Below are 19,128 nucleotides of genomic sequence, written 5' to 3'. Positions count from 1 at the left end.
TTACGTGAAATGACTCGGATTTGCACTTGAGGCTGGGGGGCATGGCTGGCTGCGGCAAGAAAAACGTGCCATAACAGAGACATCTGTCAGGGGGCAGGAGGCTTCCATGTTGATTAAAGAGATCATGACGACCCGGGTCGCGACCGTTTCCATGGATGACAGGCTGGGTGTCATCAAGGAGATCTTCGAGCAGGCCCACTTTCGCCACCTGCTGGTGCTGGAAGAGGAAGTGCTGGTGGGAGTCATCTCGGACAGGGATCTGCTACGCGCCCTAAGCCCCTATCTCGACACTGATGCCGAGATGAACCGCGACACCGAGACCCTCAACCGGCGGGCCCATCAGATCATGAGTCGCCAACCCATCACCATCTCTCCCGAATCGTCCTTGCCGGAAGCAGCGGCCATCATGCTGGAGCAACATGTCTCCTGCCTGCCGGTACTGGAAAACGGCGCCCTGGTCGGCATCGTCAGCTGGAAAGACCTGCTGCGCGTCATGCGGGACTGGCAACCTGCCTGAGGCCTCTTTGGGAGCGAGTGGAACCCGCTCCCTCGAGCTTTCATTGACCCCTCCTCGATATAACCCTCTGTCATTTATAGTTATGGCATTCCTGTTGTTCTGAATTATTCATTTAATTGGCTTGAAATTCTACAGCCATCTTTATTTGCGACATTTTATGTCGCAACAGGCAGGATAAATCGAGTATTTCTAATTAATCGACCCCTTCTTCAGTTCCCATCAAGGTTCGCAGATCTACCCTAGGTCATCGGAAATGAACCCGATTCAAAATGACAACGACCGAGCACAGGTCTGGTTTACACCTCAGAGGAACGAACAATGAAAAAGACAGCATTGACGATGGCCATCTCCAGCCTGCTGCTGGCCGGTGGTGCACAAGCTTCTACCGTTTACAACCAGGATGGTACCAAGCTTGACATCGGTGGCCGTGTTCAAGGCATGTACTACGGTAGCGACAACGACGACGAGAGTGGCGATCAGAGCTACCTGCGTCTGCGCATCGGTGGTGAGACCCGCATCAACGAAGAAACCGTCGCCAACGGCTTCGTCGAGTACAACGTACCGACCAACGGCTCCGACACCGAACTGCGTTATGCCTACGTTGGCATCAAGAACGATCGTTTCGGCGCCTTCAGCTACGGTCGTCAGGATGGTCTGATTGCCAAGGCCGTTAACGATTACACCGACGTTCTGCCGGAGTGGGGCGGAGATGGCCTGGGCAAGGGTACCGAAGTGTTCGGTACCGGTCGTACCAACGGCCTGGCTCAGTACCTCTACACCTTCGACGGCCTGGTGCTGGGTGCCCAGTTCACCGGCGAGAACGAAGCGCAAAATGGTGATGATGTTACTGTCGGCGGAGTTAACACTGGCTACAAATCTAGCTGGATGAGAGGCTCTGAAGAGGGCTACGCCCTGTCTGCCAACTACAACTTCGACATGGGCATCAGCCTGGGTCTGGCCTATAACCAGGCTGGCAAGACTGCCGATCAGGCTGCCAACTCCAACTTCGGTGGCAGCGAAGACGCCAAGCTGACCGCTGTCGGTATCAAGTACAACGCCAACAACCTGTACGCTGCCGCGACCTACGCCTATGGCGAAGACCACGTCTATGTGAACCAGTCTGGCTACAACGGCTACGCCGAAGAGAGCAACGGTTACGAAGCCGTGGTTCAGTACACTTGGGGCCAATGGAAGCCGTCCCTGGCGTATAACCGCCTGGATGTGAAGGGTGAAACCTTCGACGACACCCTGACCGAATACGTCTCCATCGGTGCCTGGTACAACATCAACGATAACTTCGACGTCTACGTTGATTACAAGGCCAACCTGCTGAGCAGCGACGGCACTGACGGGTACAACAAGTTTGGCCAGAACACCGACGACGTCGTTGGCGTGGCCATGCAGTACCACTTCTAAGTCGTTCCCTGACTGCCTACTGTATTTTTTTGACCGGCCGCCTCGCGGCCGGTTTTTTTATGGGCGCAAAACCCGCAGTGCCCTTTGTCGGCCGTCTGGCCAATCCCGGGTTCAGCATTGTCCCCTCCTGGTCGATAACTCTTATTGTCGGGTCGATGGGGATGAGGGGTTGCTGGCATGGGGCTATGGGGTGAGGATCACGCCCCGCGGTCAAGATCCTATCTTTTCTCGACCCTTTTCATTATTTGTATAGAGACTTGCGTTGCTCCTGTCGGGGAAATGCGGGTCTGGTTGGCATGCTGGCGCCCCATCGCGGGGCGGCACTCGGGAAACGGACGTAAGGGCTTTATATGGCGAGCATATTGGATTCAGTGGATCAACGTACCCAGCTGGTGGGGGAGAATCGCCTGGAGTTGTTGATGTTCCGGCTGGGTACCCAGCAGCTGTTTGCGATCAACGTCTTCAAGGTGCGGGAGGTGGTGAAGCTGCCCCATCTCAACAAGATGCCGGGCTCCCATCACAACATCAGCGGGGTGGCGAACATCCGCGGCGTCTCCATTCCCGTCATCAACCTGCGCGGCGCCATCGGCATGCGCCCCATGGCGGTCGACAACGAATCCAACCTCATCATCACCGAATACAACCGCACCATTCAGGGGTTCCTGGTGGGGCAGGTGGCCCACATCGTCAACATGACCTGGAAGGACATACTGCCGCCTCCCCGTTCGGCGGGTCGTGCCAACTACCTCACCGCCATCACCCGCATCCCGGAGGGAGGGGTCGACCAGATAGTCGAAATCATCGACGTGGAGAAGGTGCTGGCGGAGATCATCACCTATGACATCCGCATCTCGGCTGAGGTGCTGGACAAGGAGATCCTGCCCCAGATGCAGGGGCGCCGGGTGCTCATCGTCGATGACTCCAGCACGGCACGCAATCAGGTGCGCGAGACCCTCGCCCAGCTCGGCCTCGAGGTGATCGAGTGCCAGGATGGGCTGCAGGCGCTCAAGCTGCTCAAGGGGTGGTGCGATGCGGGCAAGAAGGTGACCGACGAGATCATGCTGATGATCACGGACGCAGAGATGCCGGAGATGGATGGCTACCGCCTGACCCACGAGGTGCGCAGCGATCCGCGCATGGCCGATCTCTTCATCACCCTCAACACCTCCCTGAGCGGCAACTTCAACGAGGCCATGGTCAAGAAGGTGGGATGTGACCGCTTCATCTCCAAGTTCCAGCCTGATCTGCTGGTCGGGGTCACCCAGGAGCGCATGCGCCAGATACTGGGGGTTTGAATAAATACGATGACAAAGCACCCGCCTCGGCGGGTGCTTTGTTTTAGGGACTAGCGGCCTATCACAAGGGGCTATTGGGTCAGCAGGGGCTCGATAAAGCTGGCAACCCGGTCGCGGATCTGGGGCTGCGCCGCCGCCGTGGGGTGGAGCCCATCGTTCATCATGAGTTCAGGGCGCAGCACAATATCATCGATAAAGAAGGGCATCAGCGGCAGGTCATTGGCCTGCGCCAGCTCCGGGAATATCTGCTCGAACTGCTGCAAATAGCGGGCGCCATAGTTGCGGGGCAGCTGGATCTGGGTCAGCACAGTCTTCGCCTGGCTGGCCTTGGCCAGCTCCACCATCTTGGTGAGGTTGGCCCGGGTGATGGCGGGGGCAAAGCCGCGCAGGCCATCGTTGGCCCCCAGTTCGATCAGCACCCAGTCAGGCTTGTGCTCCGCGAGCAGGGTGGGCAGGCGGGCCAGCCCCCCCTGGGTGGTTTCACCACTGATGCTGGCGTTGATGAGCCTGTGCTCGCCACCCTGCTGCTGCCACTTCTCATTGAGCAGGGCAGGCCAGCTCTGTTCGGCCTGCATCTGGTAGCCGGCACTCAGGCTGTCCCCCAGTACCAGCAGGGTTTGCGCCTGGACCGATGAGATCCAGCAACACAGGCAACTCAAGACGAACAAGACACGCGTCATGCATTCAACTCCCACGATCTATTGTCATTACAGGTTAAGGTAAACAGGAAACGCATCATGAGTTCAACGCCCATTATCACCGTCAGGGGGCTCGGCAAAACCGTTCGCCTCGGCCAGGAAAGTCTCACCATCCTTGAAGGGATCGATCTGCAAGTCAATACCGGCGAGACGCTGGCCCTGGTTGGCGCCTCCGGATCCGGCAAGTCCACCCTGCTCGGCCTGCTGGCCGGACTCGACCTGCCGAGCAGCGGCGAGATAGAGATCCTGGGCCAGTCCCTGACCCGGCTGGACGAGGAGGGGCGGGCCAGATTGCGCGCCGAGCAGGTGGGGTTCGTGTTCCAGTCCTTCCTGCTCTTGCCCACCCTGAGCGCCCTGGAGAACGTCATGCTGCCGGCCGAGCTGCGCGGCGAGACCGACTGTGAGCCCAGGGCCCGCGAGCTGCTCACCCAGGTCGGGCTGGCCGAGCGGCTGCACCACCTGCCGCCGCGCCTGTCCGGGGGGGAACAGCAGCGGGTCGCCATAGCCCGGGCCTTTATGACCCGCCCCAGCCTGCTGCTGGCGGACGAGCCGACCGGCAACCTCGACAGCAAGACGGGGGAGACGGTGATCGAACTGCTGTTCCGTCTCAACCGTGAGCACAACACCACCCTAGTGGTGGTGACCCACGATCATGAGCTGGCCCAGCGCTGCCAGCGGCAGCTGGTGATGGCGGCGGGACGGCTGGAGGCGGATGCGCCAGCATCCGAAGCCACCTTGGCTCCCCGTGTCAGGGAGCTGTCATGAGCCAGTGGAGAAAGAACCGCCCGGGATTGTCAGGGCTTGTGCAGGCGCCGGGTATGGGGAGCAAGTCATGAGTCAATGGAAGAAACGGGAATTCAAGCTGCTGCGCCGGGAAGGGTTCAGCGGTGAGCTGCTGTTCTGGCTTGTGCTGGCGCCGGGCATGGGGAGCAAGTCATGAGTCAATGGAGACTGGGTTTCAAGCTGCTGCGCCGGGAAGGGTTCAGCGGCGAGCTGCGCTGGTTCGTGCTGGCGCTGGCCCTGAGCGTGGCCTGCGTGCTGAGCGTGGCCCTGGTGGCTGACCGGCTGGATGCGGGGCTCAAGGCCTCGGGCCGTGACTTCATCGGGGCGGATCGGGTGCTGCGCTCCGCAACCCCGGCGCCCGAGGCCTGGCTCGCCCAGGCGAAGCAGGAGGGGCTCCTCGTCCAGACCACGGTCAGCTTCAACAGCATGCTGTTTCACGGCGACGGCCTGCAACTGGCGTCCATTCGCGCCGTGCCGAGCGATTTCCCCTTCTATGGCAAGCTGGAGCTGATGCCCCAGCGCGCCCCTGCGCCCGGCGAGATTTGGCTCTCCTCCCGGGTGATGCAGTTGCTCGGCGCCAAACTCGGGGACGAGCTGGAGGTCGGCAACACCAGATTGAAGGTTGCGGGGGAGCTGGGCCAGGAGCCGGATCAGGGCTTCAGCCCCTTCCAGATGGCGCCAAGGGCGCTGATCCACAGCGCCGATATCGAGGCGACCGGCGCCCTCTTGCCGGGCAGCCGCCAGCAGTGGCGTTATCTCATCAAGGGGCCCCGGGAGGGGATCGCCCGCTATGAGCGCTGGCTGAAGTCCAGACTCACGGCCGGGCAGAAGCTGATCAAGCCCGACGATCAGGGCTCCCAGGTCGGCAAATCCCTGGCCAATGCCGAGCGCTTCTTCCGCCTGGCGTCCCTGGCCGGCGTGCTGCTGGGGGCCCTGGCCATGGGCATAGCGGTGCGTCACTTCGCCGAGCGCCAGACCAACATGGTGGCGCTGCTCAAGACGCTGGGGGCGTCGCGGCGTACCCTCTGGCAACTGATGGGGACCCTCCTCGCCTCCCTGACCCTGATAGGTGCCCTGATCGGCCTGGTGGCGGGGAGCGCCATGCAGTGGCTGACGCTGCAACTGCTGGGGGATCTGCTGCCAGCTGATCTGCCACCGCCCTCCTGGCGTCCCTTTGCCCTGGGTCTGGCGGTCGCCTTCTTCATCACCCTGCTGCTGGCCTTCATCCCCTTCCTGCGCCTGCTCAAGGTGCCGCCGCTGCGGGTGCTGCGCCGGGAGCTGGAGGCGGGCATTCCCCCCTGGCTGACGTTGCCCGTGGGCCTGCTCGGTCTGTTCGCTCTGGTCTGGGGCTTTACCGCCGATGCCAGGCTGGCGCTCGGTCTCATCGGGGGCATGGGGTTGCTGATGGTGCTGCTGGCGCTGCTGGCCTCCGGGCTGCTGCGACTCGGTGGTCGGCTCAAGGGACCCCATGCCCTGCGCCTCGCCATCAGCCACCTCTCCCGCGAGCGCGGCAGCGGCCTGTTCCAGCTGGCGGGCTTTGCCCTGGCGCTCATGCTGTTCGGGCTCCTGTGGGCGGCGCGGGTCGATCTGCTGGATGATTTTTCCGCCCGTCTGCCCGCGGATGCCCCCAACCGCTTCCTGGTCAATGTGGCCGACGGGGAGCGTGACGGCATACTGGCGGACCTGCACAAAGCAGGTGCCATCACCTCGGACTTCTATCCCATGGTGCGCGGGCGTCTGACCCGGATCGCCGGTCAGGCGGTGGGTGAGGATGCGGCCCGGGAGGGGGTGAACCGCGAGCTCAACTTCACCACCACGGCGACCCTGCCCCCCGACAACCAGGTCACCTCGGGCCAGTGGCTCGGCGGCAAGGGGGAGGTTTCCGTCGACGAGGTGCTGGCGGGCCAGCTCGGCATCGCCCTGGGGGATGCCCTCAGCTTCACCATAGAGGGGCGCAGCTTCGAGGCCAGGGTGACCAGCCTGAGGTCCATCAAGTGGGATAACATGAGACCCAACTTCTACATGATCTTCTCGCCGGACGTGCTGGCCCCCTTCTCCCAGACCTGGCTTGGCAGCTATCGCCTGCCGCCTGAGGGACGCAGTGCCGAGGTGGAGCTTATCCGTCGCCACCCCACGGTGAGTCTCATCGATGTGGAGGATCTGATTGGGCGGCTGACTGTGGTTTCGGATCAGGTAAGCAGGGCACTGGGGCTGATGCTGGGGCTGGTGACTGTGGCCGCCCTGCTGGTCCTGCTGACCCAGACCCAGGCCAGCATGGCCGCCCGGCGTCGGGAGCTGCTCTTGATGCGCACCTTGGGGGCGGGCAGCAAACTGCTGGAGAAGATGCTGCGCTGGGAGCTGGTGGCCAGTGGCGCCCTGGCGGGGCTCTGCGCCGCCATGGTGGTGGAGCTCTGCTCCTTTGGCCTGCAGTGGTGGTGGTTCGATGGCCAGTGGCAGTTCCACTGGGCCATCTGGGCCGGCCTGCCCTTGCTGGGGGCCCTGCTGGTGACCCTGGCCGGTCAGGGCATGCGCCGCCAGCTGCTGGCGGGCACCCTGAGCGACCGGCTAAGAGGACTGGGGCAGGGGTTGCTGTAGGTTCGATTAGCCACGAAGTGGCGTAATCGGACTAACGGGGATGCTGATGCTTGGTTGCCAGCTACGCGAGCGTTCGATGACTAATCGACCCAGCACCCTTCTCTCAAAAAGCGCCCGGCCTTGGCCGGGCGCTTTTTTATGGATCTCAGCGCGGGGGCTGCAGCAGGTTGCCGAGGGCCTCGGGGAGCGCCGGATAGGTGAAGTGGAACCCCGCCTCCTGCAAGCGTGCGGGCAGTATGTGCTGGCCGGTGAGCAGCAGATCCGCCGCCTCCCCCATCAGCAGCCGAAGCAGCTGGGCCGGCACCATGCAGAAATGGGGGCGATGCAGTGTCCTGGCCAGGGTCTGGCTGAACAGGCGATTGCTGACCGGCTGCGGGGCCGTGCCATTGAAGATCCCCTCGCACTCGTCGTGCTCGAGGAGAAACAGCATGGCCCGCACCAGATCCTGCACGTGGATCCAGCTCATCATCTGGCTGCCCGGGCCCATGGGGCCGCCGAGCCCCAGCCGATAGGGGGGCAGCATCCTGGGCAGGGCCCCCCCATCGGTGCCGAGCACCAGGCCGATGCGCACTACGCAGACCCGGGTCTGGGGGCTGCGGGCCTGCAGGGCCAGCTGCTCCCACCGCTGGCAGAGGCGGTGGGTGAACTCGTCGTGGGGATGGTGGCAGCGCTCGTCCAGTGGCTCATCCCCCTGGCGGCCATACCAGCCGATGGCGGAGGCGTTCAGCAGCAATCTGGGGGGCGTGCTGGAGAGCTTGACCAGATCCACCAGTTGTTCGGTCAGCAGCCAGCGGCTGTTGCACAGCAACTGCTTGCGGGATTCGCTCCAGCGGCCATTGGCGATGGGCTCCCCGGCCAGGTTGATGACGATGTCCACATCGTTGAGGTGGTCCAGCCGGTCCAGGTTGTCCAGCAGAGTGACATCATGGCCAAGCAGCTCATAGGCCCGGCTGCCCTGGCGGGTCAGCACCACCACCTCGTGTTGCACCTTGAGGTGTGCCACCAGGCGGCGGCCGATAAAGCCCGTTCCCCCCGTGATCAGTATCTTCATGTCCTGCCTCCCAGATGGCTGTTGGCTCTACTCTAGAGGCTGGGCACTGGATGGACAAGCTCCTGTTTTTATGAGCATTATAAATTCATGATGTCGCCGCCTCGCACGCCTTGCGCCAGGGGACTTGCGCTGGCGCAAGGCATGGGATCTGGATGGGGAGTGGGGCTTGCCTCCCAGAGTGGGCGCCATTCGGGTTTTGCCCGAGCGCATTATCATTGCTTGCCAAGCGGGCTGTGGCGGGTAAACTTGTCCGCTTTTTCGCCGTTACCATGAGGACGGTTATGCCATTTCGTCGTTTAAGGGTGCGTCAATTCTATGTCCGGCTGGTCTGTGCCCTGCTGGCGGGTTTGCTGCCCATGGTGCTGGGGCTCGCCGTCATCACCTGGCAGACCGCCACCGGGGTGCGGCAGGATGCGGTGGAGCGGCTGCAACACGCCAGGCTGATGTTTGACCGCACCCTGGATAACGCCCAGCAGGCGGCATCGGCTCTTGCCGGCAGTTTGAACAAGCCCTGCCTCGAGGTGGTTCAGGGGCTGCGGGATCAGGTGGCGACAGTGCCGGATGTGCGCAGCGTCAACCTGGCCGAGGGCACGACCATCTACTGCACCTCCCTCTATGGCCCGGTCAGCGGGGAGATCCAGCTGAACGACTACGTGGGTGGCAAGCTGGATCTGATGAAGGGCAACCCCGTCACCCCGAATCGCCCCCTCATCGTCTACCGGGAGGAGATCGGCGCCTTCAGCGTGCTGGTGGGGGTCGATGGTTACTACCTGCTCAACATTCTGGATATGCTGAGCCGCAACTCCCCCCTCGGGCTGGTGGTGGGTCAGAAGATGCTGCAGCGGGACAGCCAGCTCACCGATCGCCTCATCCCGCCGGACAGCCAGGGCTATCTGGAGGAGGCCTCCGGCAAGTATCCGTTCAAGGTGGTGACCCGGGTATCGGTCGATGAGTACAGGGCCCACATCTGGGACTACTCCAAGGTCGGCATCATAGTCTATCCCCTGCTGAGCGTGCTGTTCGGGGTGGGGATCTTCTGGCTGACGGGGCGCTCGACCTCCCCGACCCAGGAGCTGAAGCGGGCGCTGGATCAGCAGGAGTTCATCCCCTATCTGCAACCCGTGGTGACGGGGGAGGATGCACACTGGAGCGGCTGCGAGGTGCTGATGCGCTGGCAGCATCCCCGGCAGGGCATGATCTCGCCGGATCGCTTCATTCCGCTGGCGGAAGACAGCGGCCTCATAGTCCCCATGACCCGGCTGCTGATGGCCCAGGTGCGGGAGGCCTTTGCCCCCCTGGCGGACCAGCTGCCCAGGGGGTTCCACTTCGGTTTCAACATCAGCGCCAGCCACTGCAAGGATCTGAGCCTGCTGGACGATTGTCGGGACTTTATCGGTGCCTTCCGGGGGAACCCCATCAAGCTGGTGCTGGAGTTGACCGAACGGGAGCTGATAGTGGCGGACGAGACGACGGATCGGCTGTTTGCCGAGCTGCATCAGCTCGGGGTCTTCATCGCCATCGACGACTTCGGCACAGGCCACTCCAGCCTGACCTATCTGCAGGCCTTCCAGGTGGACTTCCTCAAGATCGACAAGAGCTTCGTCGGCATGATTGGATCGGATGCGCTCTCCAGCCACATCGTCGAGAACGTCATCGATCTGGCGACCCGGCTCGGTTTGCTGCTGGTGGCGGAAGGGGTGGAGAACCAGGTGCAGGCCGATTATCTGAAGGAGCGTCAGGTGAGCTTCCTACAGGGCTACTTCTATGGCAGGCCCATGCCGATGACGGCCTTTGCCAGCCTGCTGCCCACCCAGACGTCGCCGTCAGCCTGAGGGGGCCGCGCCAAGGCGCTCGGCTCCAATGGCTTGCCGCCCGCTCACAGGGGCTGACGGCGAGGCATAAAAAAAACCAGCGACCCAGGTCGCTGGTTTTTTTTCATCCCCGGAGGGCTCAGAGCATGCGGGACAGGGCGCGGCAGAGGCGCTTGATGCCCTCTTCCGTGGTGGCCTCATCCACACAGGAGAAGCTCAGACGCAGGGTGTTCTGGATCTCGGGGCGCACATAGAAGGGGGCGCCGGGCACGAAGGCGACCTTCTCCTTGATCGCCTCGTCGAACAGGGCCATGGCACTGATGCTGGGCGGCAGGGTCAGCCAGAGGAACATGCCCCCCTCGGGGCGGGTGTAGCTGACGCCGGGCGGGCAGTGACGGCTCAGGGCGGCCTCCATGGCGGCCCGCTGGCGGCCATAGACCTCCTTGATCTTCTCCAGATGAGCGTCGAGCGAGTGATCGGTCAGGAAGCGGTGCAGCACCTGCTGGCTGAAGGCGTTGCTGTGCAGATCCGTGGCCTGCTTGGCGATGGTGACCTTCTTGCGCAGCCAGTCCGGCACCAGCATCCAGCCCAGACGGAAGGCGGGCACTACCGTCTTGGAGAAGGAGCCGAGCAGCACTGTATTGTTCGGCGCCAGCTTGGCGATGGGGGGCAGGTGTTCACCCTCGAAGCGCAGCTCGCCATAGGGGTCGTCTTCCACCATCAGCAGATCGTGGCGCACCAGCCGCTCGGCCAGCGCTTCCCGGTTGGCACGGCTGTAGGAGACCCCGCTCGGGTTCTGGAAGTTCGGCACGCCGTACAGCAGCCTGGCGCTGGAGCCCTGCTCCAGCAGCGCATCCAGCGCGGCCAGATCCAGTCCCTCTTCCCCCAGGGTGATGGGCTTGAAATTCGGTTGATAGACGGAGAACGCCTGGATGGCACCCAGGTAGCCCGGTTCTTCGATGATGAGATCCTGCCCTTCGTTCACCAGCACCTTGCCCAGCAGATCCAGCGCCTGCTGGGAGCCGCTGGTGATGAGGATGTTGTCCGGGTTGACCTCCATGCCGTGGCGGCTCTGGTAGCGATCGGCGATGTACTGGCGCAGCGGGGCGAACCCTTCGGTGGTGGCGTATTGCAGCGCCGCGGCGCCCTGTTCGCGCAGCACGTCCTGGCAGGCTTGCTCTATGGCCTTGACCGGGAACAGGTGGGGATTGGGCAGGCCGCCGGCGAAGGAGATGATCTCCGGATTGGCGGCGACTTTGAGGATTTCACGGATAAAGGAAGGCTCGACCTTCTCGAAGCGCTGGGCAAAAAACGGCTGCATAGGGTTCTCTCTGACTAGGTGGCGGTCGCTCCATTCAACCGCCAGGTTATCCGTTTGTATCAGATTTCAGAAATGAGGCAATGGCTGTCACAAAAATCCATAAAAAAGGGCAGGTTTGGCACCTGCCCGAATTTTATCGTCTCTACCCTGGCCGGGGGCGCAAAAACCCCTGTCAGGTGTTCATCTGCCCTGAGCCTGGAGCCCGGGTTCTTTCAGCTTGAAGACGCAGATCATCGGCTTGGTGCTCAGAGCCCGGGTGCTTTCAGGAAACTGATCATCAGATCCGTGTTGGCACCGAGTTGCTGCTGGACCCGGCCCGGGAACAGTTCGGCCATCTTGTCGAGGCGGTCGTGCTCTGTGTGCCAGATCTTGCCCCACTGGGTCTCGCTGTCCCGATCGCAGGCGCTCTTGCTGGCCTCGTCGTAGCAGTCCCACAGCGCCGGGTTGGTGCTCTGGGAGTAGCCGTCATAGCCATCTTCCCCGTTGATGGTGAAGTTGGTGGCTTCCACGTAGGCGATGGGCACCCCCAGGCAGGCAAAAGGCGCATGATCCGACCAGCTGCCGGTCTCCCCTTCCGGGTAGCCGCCGTAGCTGGGGTGAATGGCGAACGGGGTGGCGCTCTGCTTGGAGATGGCCAGCAGGCGGTCGCGCACCTTGGGATCGAAGCTGTAGCGGCTCGGCTCGGCGCAGTTGTACTCGGCCACGTCCGAATGGGCGGAGTGGACGTAGACGATGTCGCCCCCGGCTATGGTATCGTAGTTCACCATGGCCAGCAGCTTGGCGACGGCGTCGGCATCCAGGCTGGCGGCATAGGCCTTGGAGCCGTTGAGGCCGTTCTCCTCAGCCCCGAAGAAGGCGAAGCGCACAGTGTAGGGCAGGGTTTGATCCTTGAGCGCCTCGGCGACCGCCAGCAGGGCCGCGACACCGGCGCCGTTGTCGGTGGCACCTTCGGAGCCCTTCTTCTCGCCTGTGCTGTCGTAGTGGGCACCGATGAGGATCACCTTGTCACTCTGGCCCTTGAGCTCGGCGACCAGGTTCTGGGAGTGCTTCTCGGTGCCGCTTCGGGTGTAGGTGAAGGGCTGGTTCTGCACCTCGTAGCCCCAGCCGGTCAGATGGTCCTGGATCCAGGCGGCGGCGCGGGTCTCGGCCTCGGTGCCCGTGGGTCTGGCACCTATTCCCTCGGCACTCGAGCTCAGCTGCACCAGGTATTCATAGGCTTGAGTGGCAGGGGCGGGGGGCTGGGAGTCATTGTCCGAGAGGTTGCACCCGGCCAGCAGGGCCGAGATGGCGAGGGTCAAAAGGGCTTTTTTCATACTGCAATCCTTTGTTGTGTATGGTTTTATTTTTCCGCGTCAGGATGCACCTGACGCCCCGCAGATTCTGTGAAGGGGGTGGCATTTGTCAACCGCAGTGGCGGAATTGGTCAGTCAGGGGGGATTTGTTTTGCGAAACACTTGCGCCTTGGGCCTATCTTGGGATAATTCGCTCCCCTGTTTTTGCCGATTGATGAAATAACGAACCAACCAGGTCGGCCTAAACCCGGATTGACCCCGGTTCTGTTACCCGGATTGATGAAATAACGAGACAATTATGCCTGTGACCCAAGATGTATTTAACGAAGACGGCAAGTTCATGCGCAAGATCCGCAGCTTCGTCCGTCGCGAAGGCCGCCTGACCAAAGGGCAGGAGAAGGCCCTGGAAGAGCTCTGGCCGGTCATGGGCATAGATTTCGCACCACAGCCCCTCGACATGGTGGCGCTGTTTGGCCGCGAGGCTCCGGTGGTGCTGGAAATCGGCTTCGGCATGGGCGCCTCCCTGGTGGAGATGGCCAGGAATGCCCCCGAGAAGAACTTCATCGGCATAGAGGTGCACTCCCCTGGCGTGGGTGCCTGCCTCGGCACCGCACAGGAGGCGGGCGTCACCAACCTGCGCGTCATCTGCCACGATGCGGTGGAAGTGCTGGAGCACATGATCCCGAACGGCTCACTCTCCTGTCTGCAGCTCTTCTTCCCGGATCCCTGGCACAAGAGCCGTCACCACAAGCGCCGCATAGTGCAGCCGGCCTTCGCCCAGGACATCCGCCAGAAGCTCGCCATAGGTGGCGTCTTCCACATGGCCACCGACTGGGAAAACTATGCCGAGCACATGCTGGAAGTGATGAGCGCCGCCGAGGGGTACGAGAACACCTCCGCCACCGGCAACTGGGTGCCCCGTCCCGACTGGCGTCCGCTGACCAAATTCGAACAACGTGGCCATCGTCTGGGCCACGGTGTCTGGGATCTGATTTTCAAGCGTGTCAGCTGAGCTGGCACGTCAACTCGCGTATCAACTAACTTGAGGAGCTATCATGGCCAATCGTAGCCGCCGTCTGCGTAAGAAACTGCGCGTCGATGAATTCCAGGAAATGGGTTTCGACATCAGTTTCAACTTCCCGGTCGGCACTGCCGAAGAGACCATCGATGCGGTAGTCGATGCGATGATCGATGAGGTTGTTGAACCCCGCAAGCTGGCCTTCGCCGGTTCAGGCCACCTGGCCTGGGAAGGGATGATCTGCACCCAGCAACTGGGCAAGTGCACCGAAGAGGACCGCGCCGTCGTCAAAGCCTGGCTGGAAGGCAAGGGAATGGAGGCCGTGGTGGTCACCGAGCTGTTCGATCTCTGGTACGGCGAGCCGGCCTGATATCTGACTGCCTCTCGGGCAGATAGAAAATCCCGCCGCCGGCGGGATTTTTGTCGGTGAGCCTGGCCTCACCCCGTCTCACGTCATGGAATCGTCTATGGTGTTGTCATCCGAATTACTGGCCAGCATCCTGGAAGAGGTGCGCCCGCTGCTCGGGCAGGGCAAGGTGGCCGATTACATTCCCGCGCTGGCGCAGGTGCCGGCGGACAGACTCGGGATCGCTGTCTGCACCGTGGAGGGGGAGCTGTTCACCGCCGGTGATGCCTTCGAGCCCTTCTCCATCCAGAGCATCTCCAAGGCCTTGAGCCTGACCCTGGCGCTCACCCTCTATCGGGAGGAGGAGATCTGGGCCCGGGTGGGCAAGGAGCCCTCCGGCCAGCCGTTCAACTCCCTGGTGCAGCTCGAGTTCGAGCACGGCATTCCCCGCAACCCCTTCATCAATGCCGGCGCCCTGGTGGTGAGCGATCTGCTGGAGACCCGGCTCACCGCCCCGCGCCAACGCACCCTGGAGCTGGTGCGACGCCTCTCTGGCAATCCGGCCATCATGGCGGACCAGGTGGTGGCTCGCTCCGAATATCAGCACGCAGCCCGCAACGCCGCCATCGCCTACCTGATGAAGGCCTATGGCAACTTCGAGAACGAGGTGGACAAGGTGCTGCAGAGCTACTTCAATGCCTGCGCCATCCGCATGAGCTGCGTCGATCTGGCACGGGCATTCATCTACCTGGCCAACCGCGGCGCGCCGCTCGGCGAGAGCACGCCGCTCTTGCCTGCCCGTACCACCAAGCAGGTCAACGCCCTGCTCGCCACCTGCGGCCTCTATGACGAGGCTGGCGACTTCGCCTACCGGGTCGGCATGCCGGGCAAGTCCGGGGTGGGGGGCGGCATCATGGCGCTGATCCCCGGCGAACTGACGGTCTGCGTCTGGTCCCCCGAACTCAACAAGGCGGGCAACTCCCTGGCGGGCACGGCGGCGCTGGAGCTGCTGGCCGAGCGCCTCGGCCGCTCCATTTTTTAACTTTGTTCACTATGCATCGAGACAACATCATGAAACGAATGACTGGACTGTGGCGAAGCGGCCTGGCTGCCTTGCTGCTCTGGTGTGCCTGGCCCGCCCTGGCCGCCGAACTGCCCCCTCTCTCCCTGGCCGATGCCAAGGCGAAGCAGGCCGTGATCCTGGATACCCGCCCCAGCTACTTCTACCAGGGCTGGCCCATGGCGGGCGAGAAGCAGGGGGGCCACGTGGCTGGCGCCGAGAACCTCTCCGCCGAGTGGAAATACAGTGACGAAGAGTGGCCCAAGGCGCTCGCGAGCAAGGGGCTGAAGGCCGATCTGCCGGTCGCTCTCTACGGCGCCCCGCGGGAAGTGGCCGAGGTGGCCCGCCTGCTGCGCCAGCAGGGCATCAAGCAACTGTTCGAGCTGCAGGGCTGGCAGAGTGCGCCGCGCGAGCACCTGGCCCGCTGGCAGCAGCTGGTCTACCCGCTCTGGCTCGCCGATCTGCAGGCAGGCAAGCCGGTGGCCGCCGCTCCCAAGGGGGACTGGAAGGTCTTCGAAGTCGACTGGGGTGCCCCCAAGGCTTATCTGCTGAGCCATATCCCGGGGGCTGGTTACATCGACACCAACCGCCTGGAAGAGGAACCGCTGTGGAACAAGGTGTCTGACGAAGCCCTCAAGCAGCTGCTGCTGGAGAACGGCATCCGCCATGACACCACCGTCATCCTCTACGGTCGCAACACCATGGCGGCGGCCCGTGCCGCTCACCTGATGATGTATGCCGGGGTGGAAGACGTGCGCCTGCTGGACGGCGGCCTGGATGCCTGGTTCGTGCAGCACCTGCGCACCGAGACCGGCCTTGCCAACAAGTTTGAGCCGGTGAAGGAGTTTGGCGTGGCCATTCCGGCCCACCCCGAGTATTACACCACGCTAAGTCAGGCTAAAGAGCTGCTCAAGCAGCCCGATAGCGCCCTGGTCAGCGTGCGCACCTGGGACGAGTTTGTCGGCAACACCTCCGGCTACAGCTACATCAAGCCCAAGGGCGACATCCCAGGGGCCAAGTGGGGTCACGGCGGCGTGGATGCCAACAGCATGAGCGACTTCCACAACCCGGACGGCACCATGAAACCGGCCCGCGAGATCCTCGCCATGTGGGACCAGTGGGACATAGCGCCCACCCAGCAGGCCGCCTTCTACTGCGGTACCGGCTGGCGCGCCTCCGAGGCCTTCTTCTACGCCTGGCTGATGGACTGGAAGCGGATCAGCGTCTACGACGGCGGCTGGTACGAGTGGAGCTCAGACCCCAAAAACCCCACAGTCACAGGTGAGCGCAAGCCGCAGGGCTGATAACGCCAATGCGTTGCCCACTCGAAGGCCGGACCCATGTCCGGCCTTTTTTCATCTGGGTATCCTGGCGCATCCCGCTGTTAACCCGCTGATTCAGCTCGCTGTTCTCATATTTTGGTGACACTCATTCGGGTGAGGGCGCTTGAGCTAGGCTTCAAGAAACATCCTCGTCCTGAGGATGCAGGAGGGAGAAGAGGCGGGCGATGAAACGACTGATGATGGTCCTGGTGTGCATGCTGGGGCTGGTGGCGTGCAGCTCTCAATACATCATGAGCACCCGGGACGGGAAGATGATTACCACCGACAGCAAGCCCAAGCTGGATGAGGACACGGGCATGTACCGCTACTACGACGAAGAGGGGCGGGAGATGTTGATCAACAAGGATGACATCACCCAGATCATGGAGCGCTGACCCTGACTGGCTGCTGGATGTGTTCACAGGGGCGTCTCGAAGGAGGCGCCCTTGCCATTTTCTGGCAGGCATTTATTCATCGTTACAAGAGGTGGCCCCATCCTTGGTCGACATGTCCAGCCAGGGTGACAGCCCTTAAATAATGAGGCTATACCTGCCTTCTTCATCCTCCTTTCTATGACTTGAATCCCATGGTGGTGCTGGCGAACCCGTTGTCTGGCTGGGATAAAAAGGCAATATTTTCCAATACAAATTCATCATGAATGGTGTCATATGACCTCATATTACATGGAGGTAAATGATGAAGATGGAATTTTGGCCCCCCAGGGCGACGCACTCTGTCCATATGCTGACGCTGATGCCGCCCCCTGCGCTCCCACCCAGGCTGCGGGAGGATATCTGCCGCGTGCTGAGCCTGGTTGCCAGTCTGCGTGAGCTGGAGGGAGACCTTGAGGGAACACGCCCTCAGCAAAACCGTCTGTGCGAGTCCCTGATGATATTACTCGCGGAGATGGCCCAGCGGGCAGAGGATCCCGAGCTTGGACAGCTGTTCGGTGCCTTGTCGGAGAGCCTGGTTGGTGAGAGTCAAAAGAGCTCGATGTTGGCCGCGTCTTGGGCAGCAGGGCCCTGGCAGGGAGAGGGTGACCGTTACCATCAAACCATCTGGGAGAAAGTGTGACATGGCATTTTACAATGGATTTCTGTTGAGTCTTTCTCTGTGCCTAGACATAGGCCTGGCCAACATGGCGATGATCACCCTGGCCATGTCCCGCGGCTTTTCCCATGGCTTCTGGCTCGGGGTGGGAACCTGTGTGGGGGATCTGATCTATGCCATGCTCGCCATGGTGGGCATGGCCGTGCTGTTGCAGTTTGAAATGGTGCGCTGGAGCCTCTGGATATTTGGTTCGGTCACCCTGATCTGGTTGACCATCAAGATGGGCTACGCGGCGCTGCAGGCACAGGATGGCGAGTTGAATGGCGTTGCGCAGTCTGGGGGGCGCTGGCGCCTGTTCGGCCGCGGCATGGTACTGGCGCTCTCCTCACCGACCGCCATCCTCTGGTTCGCGGCCGTGGGGGGCGCCATCATCGCGAGGCAGGGGGCGGATCCCCTGAATGCCGGGCTCTTCCTCTCCGGCTTCTTCAGTGCGGGGATCTTCTGGGCCCTGGTGCTCTGCACCCTTGCCTATCAGGGCGGGCGGTTGCTGGGGGAGAAGATGGTGCGCTTCTCCTACCTGGCGTCGGCACTGATCTTCGCCTATTTCGCCTGTTACGTGATCTATCAGGGTTATGTCGAGTTTGTGCCGGGGGCTCCGTAGCGGCTCGGACTGATCCCCATGACGCGGCGAAAGGCGTTGCTCATGTGGCTCTGGTCATAGAAGCCCAGCGCCAGCGCTATCTGGGAGGGCTTCTCTCCTTGCAGCAGGCGGCGACGGGCCTCCATCAGTCTCAGCTGGTTGAAATAGTGGATGGGCGGAACGTGCAGCGCCTGCTGAAAGCTGCGAACCAGGTGGAATTTGGAGCAGCAGGCCACCTGGCAAAGATCATCCAGGCTGATCTCCTGGCTGAGGTGGTCGCGCATGTAGTCAAGCAGTTGGGGCAGCCGCCCCTGCAGCAATCGCGGTGCGGGGTCGCTACTGCGTTGCAGAGCGGCGAGCAGGCGCACCAGCGCCTCTTCCCGCTGGTTGGCCGAGGGGTGTCGATGCAGGTCCAGAATGGCATGGAACAACGCCGGGATCTGGTGTACTCCCTCCATGAATGCGGGGGGCGACTGGCCGGACAGGAGTCCCGCCTCATCCAGCAGACTCTTCACCCGCTCCTGTGACAGATGCAGGCTGATGAAGCGGGTATCTTCCCCAAAGGTGGAGGCCTGCATGGTCAAGGGGTTGTAGAGCGTTACCTGGCCCGGCACCACCTCCTGCTCCTTGCCGTCAAACCAGATACGTTCCTGGCCGCTCAAGTTTGCCGAGAGCACATATTCCTCGTGGGTATGGCGAGGGTAACCCCCTCCCTGGCTGCTGATCAGGGCGACTTCCAGCTGTGGTTGGCGCGCAACCACCTCCATCCTTGGAGACATGACACATCCTTGTGATCCTGACTGTTTCGGGCTCTTTTTATAGCAGCTTTGCTGCTCGGTTGGTATCCACATGAGAATTGCTTTTTGCGATGCTTCCGATAAAGCAAGGGCTGCCCGCGGGCAGCCCTTCTGAC

Annotated in this window: 17 protein-coding genes; 12 read left to right on the top strand and 5 right to left on the bottom strand. The window is 62.3% G+C overall.

Features of this window, described 5'->3' with window-relative positions; genetic code table 11:
* The first annotated feature begins 106 nt into the window (after positions 1–106).
* The 3 genes from Aeroheme_RS16590 (at position 107) to Aeroheme_RS16580 (ending at position 3,228) form a co-directional block, all read left to right on the top strand.
* Positions 107–517: a CBS domain-containing protein gene (locus Aeroheme_RS16590; protein WP_106887734.1), complete on the top strand. Its 411-nt coding sequence runs from the start codon at positions 107–109 to the stop codon at positions 515–517.
* Between the two features lie 318 nt (positions 518–835).
* Positions 836–1,933, top strand: a complete 1,098-nt coding sequence (locus Aeroheme_RS16585) for a porin (RefSeq protein WP_395948914.1) — start codon at positions 836–838, stop codon at positions 1,931–1,933.
* A gap of 350 nt (positions 1,934–2,283) precedes the next feature.
* Positions 2,284–3,228: a chemotaxis protein CheV gene (locus Aeroheme_RS16580; protein ID WP_163137216.1), complete on the top strand. Its 945-nt coding sequence runs from the start codon at positions 2,284–2,286 to the stop codon at positions 3,226–3,228.
* Between the two features lie 71 nt (positions 3,229–3,299).
* Here the strand turns inward: Aeroheme_RS16580 and Aeroheme_RS16575 are convergent, their stop codons facing one another.
* Complete coding sequence (locus Aeroheme_RS16575) at positions 3,300–3,908, bottom strand: arylesterase (protein ID WP_111911970.1); 609 nt, start codon at positions 3,906–3,908, stop codon at positions 3,300–3,302.
* Positions 3,909–3,965: 57 nt separating this feature from the next.
* Between Aeroheme_RS16575 and Aeroheme_RS16570 the strand changes: the two genes are divergently transcribed.
* Positions 3,966–4,691: an ABC transporter ATP-binding protein gene (locus Aeroheme_RS16570; RefSeq protein ID WP_043132953.1), complete on the top strand. Its 726-nt coding sequence runs from the start codon at positions 3,966–3,968 to the stop codon at positions 4,689–4,691.
* 171 nt (positions 4,692–4,862) lie between these two features.
* Entirely contained in the window at positions 4,863–7,304 is a 2,442-nt protein-coding gene (locus Aeroheme_RS16565; RefSeq protein WP_411166222.1) for an ABC transporter permease, read from the top strand.
* 145 nt (positions 7,305–7,449) lie between these two features.
* Here the strand turns inward: Aeroheme_RS16565 and Aeroheme_RS16560 are convergent, their stop codons facing one another.
* The gene (locus tag Aeroheme_RS16560; RefSeq protein ID WP_163137214.1) at positions 7,450–8,355 is read right to left on the bottom strand and encodes a TIGR01777 family oxidoreductase; all 906 of its coding nucleotides are present in this window, start codon (positions 8,353–8,355) and stop codon (positions 7,450–7,452) included.
* A 281-nt stretch (positions 8,356–8,636) separates the two neighbouring features.
* On the opposite strand from Aeroheme_RS16560, the gene Aeroheme_RS16555 reads away from it, so the two are divergent.
* Positions 8,637–10,187, top strand: a complete 1,551-nt coding sequence (locus Aeroheme_RS16555) for an EAL domain-containing protein (protein WP_234567675.1) — start codon at positions 8,637–8,639, stop codon at positions 10,185–10,187.
* A 118-nt stretch (positions 10,188–10,305) separates the two neighbouring features.
* Here Aeroheme_RS16555 and Aeroheme_RS16550 read toward each other — a convergent pair whose 3' ends face one another.
* Together Aeroheme_RS16550 and Aeroheme_RS16545 are read right to left on the bottom strand one after the other, a co-directional pair.
* Complete coding sequence (locus Aeroheme_RS16550; protein WP_290030738.1) at positions 10,306–11,487, bottom strand: PLP-dependent aminotransferase family protein; 1,182 nt, start codon at positions 11,485–11,487, stop codon at positions 10,306–10,308.
* A gap of 245 nt (positions 11,488–11,732) precedes the next feature.
* Positions 11,733–12,800: a M28 family metallopeptidase gene (locus Aeroheme_RS16545; protein WP_411166221.1), complete on the bottom strand. Its 1,068-nt coding sequence runs from the start codon at positions 12,798–12,800 to the stop codon at positions 11,733–11,735.
* A 277-nt stretch (positions 12,801–13,077) separates the two neighbouring features.
* On the opposite strand from Aeroheme_RS16545, the gene trmB reads away from it, so the two are divergent.
* The 6 genes from trmB (at position 13,078) to Aeroheme_RS16515 (ending at position 18,236) form a co-directional block, all read left to right on the top strand.
* Positions 13,078–13,791, top strand: coding sequence for a tRNA (guanosine(46)-N7)-methyltransferase TrmB (trmB, locus tag Aeroheme_RS16540; protein ID WP_139436010.1), 714 nt, complete (start codon positions 13,078–13,080; stop codon positions 13,789–13,791).
* Positions 13,792–13,834: 43 nt separating this feature from the next.
* On the top strand, positions 13,835–14,167 hold the full coding sequence (locus Aeroheme_RS16535; protein ID WP_106887723.1) for a YggL family protein: 333 nt from the start codon (positions 13,835–13,837) through the stop codon (positions 14,165–14,167).
* A gap of 97 nt (positions 14,168–14,264) precedes the next feature.
* Positions 14,265–15,185, top strand: coding sequence for a glutaminase B (glsB, locus tag Aeroheme_RS16530; RefSeq protein WP_411166220.1), 921 nt, complete (start codon positions 14,265–14,267; stop codon positions 15,183–15,185).
* Positions 15,186–15,223: 38 nt separating this feature from the next.
* On the top strand, positions 15,224–16,507 hold the full coding sequence (locus Aeroheme_RS16525) for a rhodanese-like domain-containing protein (RefSeq protein WP_411167257.1): 1,284 nt from the start codon (positions 15,224–15,226) through the stop codon (positions 16,505–16,507).
* Between the two features lie 203 nt (positions 16,508–16,710).
* Positions 16,711–16,920, top strand: coding sequence for a YgdI/YgdR family lipoprotein (locus Aeroheme_RS16520; protein ID WP_106887720.1), 210 nt, complete (start codon positions 16,711–16,713; stop codon positions 16,918–16,920).
* A gap of 704 nt (positions 16,921–17,624) precedes the next feature.
* On the top strand, positions 17,625–18,236 hold the full coding sequence (locus Aeroheme_RS16515; protein WP_411166219.1) for a LysE family translocator: 612 nt from the start codon (positions 17,625–17,627) through the stop codon (positions 18,234–18,236).
* On the opposite strand, the gene Aeroheme_RS16510 is transcribed toward Aeroheme_RS16515, so the two are convergent.
* Positions 18,206–18,994, bottom strand: a complete 789-nt coding sequence (locus tag Aeroheme_RS16510) for a helix-turn-helix domain-containing protein (protein WP_411166218.1) — start codon at positions 18,992–18,994, stop codon at positions 18,206–18,208. The two genes, Aeroheme_RS16515 and Aeroheme_RS16510, sit on opposite strands and share 31 nt — an antisense overlap.
* Positions 18,995–19,128: the final 134 nt, after the last annotated feature.

It is taken from the genome of Aeromonas sp. DSM 116730 (genome assembly GCF_046581335.1).
Classification (GTDB): domain Bacteria; phylum Pseudomonadota; class Gammaproteobacteria; order Enterobacterales; family Aeromonadaceae; genus Aeromonas; species Aeromonas rivipollensis.
Note: the sequence above shows the minus strand (reverse complement) of the source record. Positions and strands in the feature narration are given on the sequence as shown.